The sequence below is a fragment of the uncultured Kocuria sp. genome (assembly GCF_947500125.1).
Lineage (GTDB): Bacteria > Actinomycetota > Actinomycetes > Actinomycetales > Micrococcaceae > Kocuria.
Genome location: NZ_CANMRA010000062.1, coordinates 1 through 7,138 on the forward strand (window position 1 = coordinate 1; position 7,138 = coordinate 7,138).

7 protein-coding genes are annotated in these 7,138 nt (G+C 68.9%); 1 reads left to right on the forward strand and 6 read right to left on the reverse strand.

The window, feature by feature from the left end:
- Window positions 1–200 precede the first annotated feature (200 nt).
- From Q0817_RS19640 to Q0817_RS19655, 4 genes are all read right to left on the reverse strand, one after another.
- Entirely contained in the window at window positions 201–1,862 is a 1,662-nt protein-coding gene (locus Q0817_RS19640) for a ubiquinol-cytochrome c reductase cytochrome b subunit (protein WP_298592060.1), read from the reverse strand.
- The gene (locus tag Q0817_RS19645; protein ID WP_298592062.1) at window positions 1,862–2,956 is read right to left on the reverse strand and encodes a ubiquinol-cytochrome c reductase iron-sulfur subunit; all 1,095 of its coding nucleotides are present in this window, start codon (window positions 2,954–2,956) and stop codon (window positions 1,862–1,864) included. The genes Q0817_RS19640 and Q0817_RS19645 overlap by 1 nt, the downstream gene beginning before the upstream one ends.
- 73 nt (window positions 2,957–3,029) lie before the next feature.
- Window positions 3,030–3,821, reverse strand: a complete 792-nt coding sequence (locus Q0817_RS19650; protein ID WP_298592065.1) for a c-type cytochrome — start codon at window positions 3,819–3,821, stop codon at window positions 3,030–3,032.
- A 59-nt stretch (window positions 3,822–3,880) separates the two neighbouring features.
- Complete coding sequence (locus Q0817_RS19655; protein ID WP_298592068.1) at window positions 3,881–4,519, reverse strand: heme-copper oxidase subunit III; 639 nt, start codon at window positions 4,517–4,519, stop codon at window positions 3,881–3,883.
- A gap of 251 nt (window positions 4,520–4,770) precedes the next feature.
- Here Q0817_RS19655 and trpD point away from each other — a divergent pair, with 251 nt between their 5' ends.
- The gene (gene trpD, locus Q0817_RS19660; RefSeq protein ID WP_298592071.1) at window positions 4,771–5,829 is read left to right on the forward strand and encodes an anthranilate phosphoribosyltransferase; all 1,059 of its coding nucleotides are present in this window, start codon (window positions 4,771–4,773) and stop codon (window positions 5,827–5,829) included.
- Between the two features lie 97 nt (window positions 5,830–5,926).
- On the opposite strand, the gene Q0817_RS19665 is transcribed toward trpD, so the two are convergent.
- Both Q0817_RS19665 and Q0817_RS19670 read right to left on the reverse strand, forming a co-directional pair.
- The gene (locus Q0817_RS19665; protein ID WP_298592074.1) at window positions 5,927–6,205 is read right to left on the reverse strand and encodes an Lrp/AsnC family transcriptional regulator; all 279 of its coding nucleotides are present in this window, start codon (window positions 6,203–6,205) and stop codon (window positions 5,927–5,929) included.
- Between the two features lie 50 nt (window positions 6,206–6,255).
- Window positions 6,256–6,672 carry a DUF3054 domain-containing protein gene (locus Q0817_RS19670; RefSeq protein ID WP_298592077.1) on the reverse strand — a complete coding sequence of 139 codons (417 nt, stop codon included), beginning with the start codon at window positions 6,670–6,672 and terminating at the stop codon, window positions 6,256–6,258.
- Between the last annotated feature and the right edge of the window lie 466 nt (window positions 6,673–7,138).

The following is a 7,138-nucleotide window of genomic DNA, read 5'->3' on the forward strand; positions in this document are numbered from 1 at the left end:
CGCCGCCTGGCTCCACCACCAGGACGACGACCATGGCAAGCGAAAACCGTAGGGTGACCCCTTTCCCAACACTTACTGAGAGGCACGAGGTCGGTGCAGGGGTACCACCGCCGCGAGCGGTGTCCTCGCGGGTCTGTTCCGACGCGACAGGGCCCCGAGAGGAGTGATCCTCTCGGGGCCCTGTCAGGTGTGTCCGTCGATCAGCGCACGAGCTCCCGCTCCTGGGAGCCCGTCGTGAGGGCGTCGGCCTCGTGGTGGTGGTGCGCCGCCTCGAGCTCGGCGGGGGTGACGGGGGCGACACGGTCCTCGAAGAAGAACCGGCTGATCCGCTCCCGCGTCTTCTCGGTGCGCGTGATCTTGCCCTTCGCGTTCGGCTGCGCCGGCTCGACCTGGTAGTCGGGCATGTTGACCAGCCGGTAGCGCTTGTACTCGTCGAGCGGCTCGTGCACCTCGATGAACTCACCGTGGGGGAGCTGCTGGACCCGGCCGGTCTCCCGGCCGTGGAGGACGATCTCCCGGTCCTTGCGCTGCAGCGCCAGGCAGATCCGGCGGGTGATCATGAAGGCGAGGATCGGACCCAGGAAGTACAGGGCACGCAGCCAGTACAGGACGTCGTTGACCGCCAGGTTGAAGTGCGTGGCGATGAGGTCACCGCTGGCAGCGACGAGCATGATCGTGTAGAACGTCACGCCGGCCGCGCCCATGGCGGTCCGGAACGGGGCGTTCCGGGGACGGTCGAGGATGTGGTGCTCCCGGTCGTCCTTCGTGACCCAGCGCTCGATCCACGGCCATGCGGCCATGAGCCCGAAGAGCACCGCGAGGGGCGCCATCGGCAGCAGCACGTTCATCGGGATCGACATGCCCCAGAACGTCCACTCCCAGTTGAACGGCCAGGTGCCGGGCATGAGGCGCACGGCACCGTCGGTGAAGCCCATGTACCAGTCGGGCTGGGAGCCGGCCTGGACCGGGGAGGGATCGTACGGACCGTAGTTCCAGATCGCGTTGATGGTGGTGGTGCCCGCCATCAGGGCCATGATCCCGAACACGATGAAGAAGAACCCGCCGGCCTTCGCCGCGTAGATCGGGCCCACGGGGAAGCCGACGACGTTGTTCTCGGTGCGACCCGGGCCGGGGAACTGGGTGTGCTTGTGGACCACGACCATGAAGAGGTGCACCACGATCAGCATCAGGATGATGGCGGGGATCACGAGCACGTGCAGGATGTAGAGGCGCGCGATGATGTCGTGCCCGGGGAACTCGCCGCCGAACAGGAACATCGACAGGTAGGCGCCCACGATCGGGAGGGCCTTGAGGATCGCGTCGGCGATGCGCAGACCGTTGCCGGAGAGCACGTCGTCGGGGAGCGAGTAGCCGGTGAAGCCGGCGACGATCGCGAGCAGGAAGAGCGCGACGCCGACGAGCCAGTTGAGCTCGCGCGGGCGGCGGAAGGCGCCCGTGAAGAACACGCGCAGCATGTGCACGGACACGGCGGCGGCGAAGACCAGCGCGGACCAGTGGTGGATCTGGCGCAGGAAGAGACCGCCGCGGATGTCGAACGAGATGTCGAGGGAGGACGCGTAGGCCGCGGACATCTCCACGCCCTGCATGGGGACGTAGGAACCCTCGTACTCCAGGGCCGCCATCGACGGCTCGAACCACAGCGCGAGGAACGTGCCGGAGAGCAGCAGGATGACGAAGGTGTACAGGGCCACCTCGCCGAACATGAAGGACCAGTGGTCCGGGAAGATCTTCCGGCCGAACTCCTTGACGATCGGCGACATGCCGACACGGGTGTCGACGAAGTTCGCGATCCGGCCGGTGCCCGTCTGGGGCTTGTACTCGTAATCAGTGGACGTGGACATCAGTTCGCCTCACCCTGCATCTCTTCGACATGGGTACCGCGCTGGGAGTAGGTCGGACCGACCGGCTCCTGGAAATCGCTGCGTGCCACGAGGTAGCCCTCGTCGTCCACAGTGATCGGCAGCTGGGGAAGGGGCCGGGCGGCCGGCCCGAAGATGACCTCGCACTCGTTGGCGAGGTCGAACGTGGACTGGTGGCACGGGCACAGCAGGTGGTGCGTCTGCTGCTCGTAGAGCGCGACCGGGCAGCCGACGTGCGTGCAGACCTTCGAGTAGGCGAAGATGCCGTCGACGTTCCAGTCGGCCTTCTCCGGGGACACGTTGACCGTCTCCGGGGCCAGGCGCATGAGCAGGACTACGGCCTTGGCCTTCTCGTCGAGGTAGCCCTCGTTGTGCCCGATGGTGTTCAGGTTCTCGGGGACCACGTGGAACGTGGAGCCCAGCGTGACGTCAGAGGCCTTGATGGGAGTACCGGAGGGATCGCGCACCAGACGGATCCCTTCGTCCCAGAGGGTCTCCTTGAGGACGTCCAGGTTCGTCGGGCCGAGGTCCCGCAGGAGGCCGACGAACGGCAGGGGAGCGAGCACCGCCGCACCGATGAGGGTGTTGCGCAGCAGGGGCCGGCGCTTGATCCCGGACTCGTCGTAGATCGTGGTGAGGATGCTCTGCGCCTCGGCGCGCTGCTCCTCCGTCCGGACCGCGTGGCGGTTCTCGACCAGCTCGTGGTCCGGCATGAGGGTGCGGGCCCAGTGCACGATGCCGAGGCCGATGCCGAACATGCCCAGGGCGACGCCCAGGCCGAGCAGCAGGTTCTGCAGCTGGAGGGCGCGCGTGGGCTCGGTGTTCGTGACGTCGTAGATGGGGCCGTCGACGCGGATGCCGAAGTATCCGACGAAGAACAGGACCGATCCGACGATCGAGAGCACGAACAGCAGGACGACCTGCCGTTCGGCGCGCTTGGCGGCGGAGGAGTCGACGTCCGTCAGGCGCGGGCTGTGCGGGGGCAGTCCGGGGTCGGGGAAACGCTCCATTGCCGTGGTGCCCGTGGTGGCAACGGTTCCCGACTGGTGGGGAGTGCCGTCACTGTGGCTTCCCATGTGGTCCCTCATTCTTCTCTTGGTGCAGTTGATCGTAGCTTCGGGGTCCGACATCCGCTGCCGGTGCGCGGCGTCAGGCGGAACGCGAGGTGAGCCAGACGGTGAACCCGATGATGACGGCGAGTCCGATGGTCCAGACGAACAGTCCCTCCGAGACCGGGCCGAGGGCACCGAGGCCGAATCCACCGGGGTTCGGGTTGTCCTCGAGGGTCTTCAGATAGGTGATGACGTCGCGCTTCTCCTCGGGGGTGATGTTCGCGTCGTTGAACACCGGCATGTTCTGCGGGCCGGTCTGCATGGCCTCGTAGATGTGCTTCTCCTCGACGTCCATCACGGAGGGGGCGTACTTGCCGCGGGTCAGCGCGCCACCGGCACCGGCGGCGTTGTGGCACATGGCGCAGTTCGCGAGGAAGACCTTCGCACCGTTGGCGGCGTTGCCCTGGGTGACGTCCAGGTACTGCTCTTCGGGGACGCCGGGGCCGGGGCCGAAGGTCGCCACGTAGGCGGCGAACTGGCGGACCTGCTCGTCGTTGAACTGGACCGCCTTCTTCTGTGCCTGGGGACCGTTGGCCTGCATGGGCATGCGGCCGGTGCCGACCTGGAAGTCGACGGCGGCGGCACCGACGCCGACGAGCGACGGACCGGACGGGGTCCCGGCGCCGTCGAGACCGTGGCAGGTCGAGCAGTTCGCGACGAACAGCTTCTCGCCCTCCTCGATGTCCTGCGCCGTGTAGGACTCGGTCTGGGCCTTGGCCTCGTTGGTGGTGGTGGCGACTGCGTAGAGCCCACCGCTGAGGAGCAGGGCCAGGACCATCAGTACGAGGACTGCGAGCGGGTGGCGCCGCTGCTGCGAAAGTGCCTTCACGTCAAACGTTCCTTCAATTCGGTGTTGGTTTGCTTGGTGCGTCCCCGGGACGGCGCGGCCTACTTGAGGAAGTAGACCACGAGGAACAGCACGATCCAGACGACGTCCACGAAGTGCCAGTAGTAGGACACGACGATCGCCGAGGTCGCCTCGAAGTGGCCGAAGCGCTTGGCGATGAAGGCACGGCCCATGATGAACAGGAACGCGATGAGACCGCCGGTCACGTGCAGCGCGTGGAAGCCCGTGGTGATGTAGAAGGCGGAGCCGTAGGAGTTGGCCGGAATGCTGATGCCGTGGGCGACCAGCTCGGCGTACTCGAAGGACTGCACCGCCACGAAGATCGCGCCCATGATGAAGGTCAGGGCGAACCACTCGATCATTCCCCACCGGCGGAGGTCGAGGACGCCGCCGGCCCGGCGGGGCTGGAGCCGCTCGGCCGCGAAGACGCCGAACTGGCAGGTCACCGAGCTCAGCACCAGGACGATGGTGTTGGCCAGGGCCAGTGGGATGTTCAGCTTGGCGGACTCCTCGGCCCAGAGCTCCGGGGCGGTGGAGCGCAGGGTGAAGTACATGGCAAAGAGGCCGGCGAAGAACATGACTTCGGAGGAGAGCCACACGATGGTGCCCACTGAGGTCAGGTTGGGCCGATTGATCGACCCGCCTACCGGCTTGGCTGGGGTATGGGTTGCAGTCGTCACAGAGACATTATGTCGCCAAAACTCCCGGTGGACCAACCAGGAGGGGGGTCGGGCGGTTCGCGTGTCCGGATGCCCGAAGTCCGCCGCGACGAGGTGGTGCGCTGTCCGCGCGCCCCGGAGCCCGCGCCGGCGCGGAAGTGGACGCCCCGGCGGGCCTGCTGTGATCCCTGTCACAAGACCTCGGCAGGGGCTGTCGCGGCGGCCGGGAAGCCGTTCCGGCCGGTCCGGCGGCGGACGATACGATCAGGAGCGTGAACACGACGACACCGACGCCCGCACCGAACTTCGAGTGGCCGGACCTGATCACGGCGCTGATCTCCGGGACCGACCTGACCCGTGACCAGGCCTACTGGGCCATGGACACGATCATGTCGGGCGAGGTGTCCGACGTGGTCATCGCCGGTTTCCTGGTGGCCCTGCGGGCGAAGGGGGAGACGGTCGAGGAGCTGACCGGGCTGTCCGACGCCATGGTGGGCAACGCGCGGCCGGTCGACATCCCCGGCCCGGCCCTGGACATCGTCGGGACGGGCGGCGACCGGCTCTCCAGCGTCAACATCTCGACGATGTCGGCCCTCGTGTGCGCGGGCGCCGGGGTGAAGGTCGTCAAGCACGGCAACCGCGCGTCGTCGTCGAAGTCGGGCTCCGCGGACGTCCTGGAGGCGCTCGGGGTCCGCCTGGACCTGCCGGTCGAGATGGTGGAGTCCGCTGCCCGGCACGTGGGCATCACGTTCCTCTTCGCCCAGACCTTCCACCCGTCGATGCGCTTCGCGGCGGCGGCCCGGGCGCAGCTGCGCGTGGCCACCGCCTTCAACTTCCTCGGACCCATCACCAACCCGGCGCGGGTCGAGGCCTCGGCCGTCGGCGTGGCCGATCCCGCACTGGCGCCGCTGATCGCGGGCGTCTTCGCGGCCCGCGGCGACCGTGCCCTCGTCTTCCGGGGCGCCGACGGCCTCGACGAGCTCACCGTGACGGCACCCTCCCAGGTGTGGGAGGTGCGCGACGGGCGGGTCGAGCGGCACGACCTCGAGCCGCTCGACCTCGGCATGCCGCGGGCCACCATCGAGGACCTGCGGGGCCAGGACGCCCGGTACAACGCGGGTGTCGTCGAGCGGGTCCTGGCGGGGGAGAAGGGCCACGTGCGCAACGCCGTGCTGCTCAACTCCGCCGCCGGGCTCGTCGCCTTCGACCCCACCGCGGAGGGTCCCTTCCAGGACCGGATGGCCGCGGCGGTCCGGCGCGCCGAGGAGGCCGTGGACAGCGGCGCCGCCCGGGCCGTCCTGGACCGCTGGATCGCCCACACCGCTCGCTGAGACGCCGTGCCGGCGGAAGGCCGGCGACGACGGAGGCCGGTGAGGGCGCACCTCACCGGCCTCCTGCCGCCCGTGCGCGGCACGGGCACCGGCCCGGTCAGTCGATGCCGAGGGAGAAGGCGGCCTCCAGGTCGTGCTTGCTGTAGGTCCGGAAGGCGATGTTGGTGTTCGTCCCCACGACGCCGTCGACCTTGGAGAGGCGGTCCGCGATCACGTCCGCGAGGTCCTCGTGCCGGTGCACGCGCACCATCGCGATCAGGTCCCAGTCACCCGTCACGGAGTACACCTCGCTGATGCCGGGGATGTCGGAGATCTGCTCGGCGACCTCGGGGATCCGGTCGGCGGAGGTTTTGATGAGGACGATGGCGGTGAGCATGGAGCACCTTTCTCGGGAACGGGGCCGGCGGGACCGGCGGGACGGGAGGATCAGCCCGGACGGCGGGAACGGGCCGCGCGCAGCGCGAGGACCAGGGCCCGGGGGCCCAGCAGGAAGGCGCCGAGCACCGCGAGCGTGACGAGGACGAAGCTCGGCGCCGTGCCCTCGCCGACGGTCAGGCGCAGGCCCATGCCCACGGCCACAGTCGTCACCCACAGCGCGACGCCCCGGGGCCAGACCGCGAACGGGTTCCGGTGCACCCGCCACACGAGCCAGCCCAGCAGGAGCCCGGCCAGGAACGGCCACGCCGTGCTCAGGATGCCGGCGGCGTCCAGGGCGTGCGTCTTGCGGCCCAGCCCCGCGAAGAGCAGGACCAGCAGCACGTCCACGGTCAGCGCCGCGGCCCACGGGCCGGAGCCGGCGGTGCGCTGCTCGGGGAGGGCGGTGGCGGGGGCCGACGTGTGCATGCTGGCAGTCTAGTGCGGCGCCGACGGGCCGCCATCCGGGTCCGTCGAAGGTTGAGGTGCACCTTGAGAGTTGAAGGATTCTTGACGACAAAGTTTCAACCTTCCACCGGTGGTCGATGGTCCTGGCCGAGGAGCTGCTGAGGGCCGGGCGGGACCGTGGCGCCCAGGGCACGCGAAGGTGCCCGGGGGTGGCGCGGCCGGGGCGCGAGGACGGGAGTGCGCCCGCACCGTTGCGGCCCACCGATCGGCGCGCGACCGGGCGTCAGCCGATGGTGGCCGGGGTGAGCGGCGATGAGCAGGTCGGGCGGGGGTGGTACAGAGAGGCCCGAAGTCGCCGGAGGGGAGCTCCTGATCGCGAATACTTTACATAATGCCGATTATCGGCGCTTAACTCACGGGAGTTCTTGCATCTGGTGCAACTCCCGTTCGGCCGATTTCGCCCCGGTTCCGCGGCATCCCGCGGGCG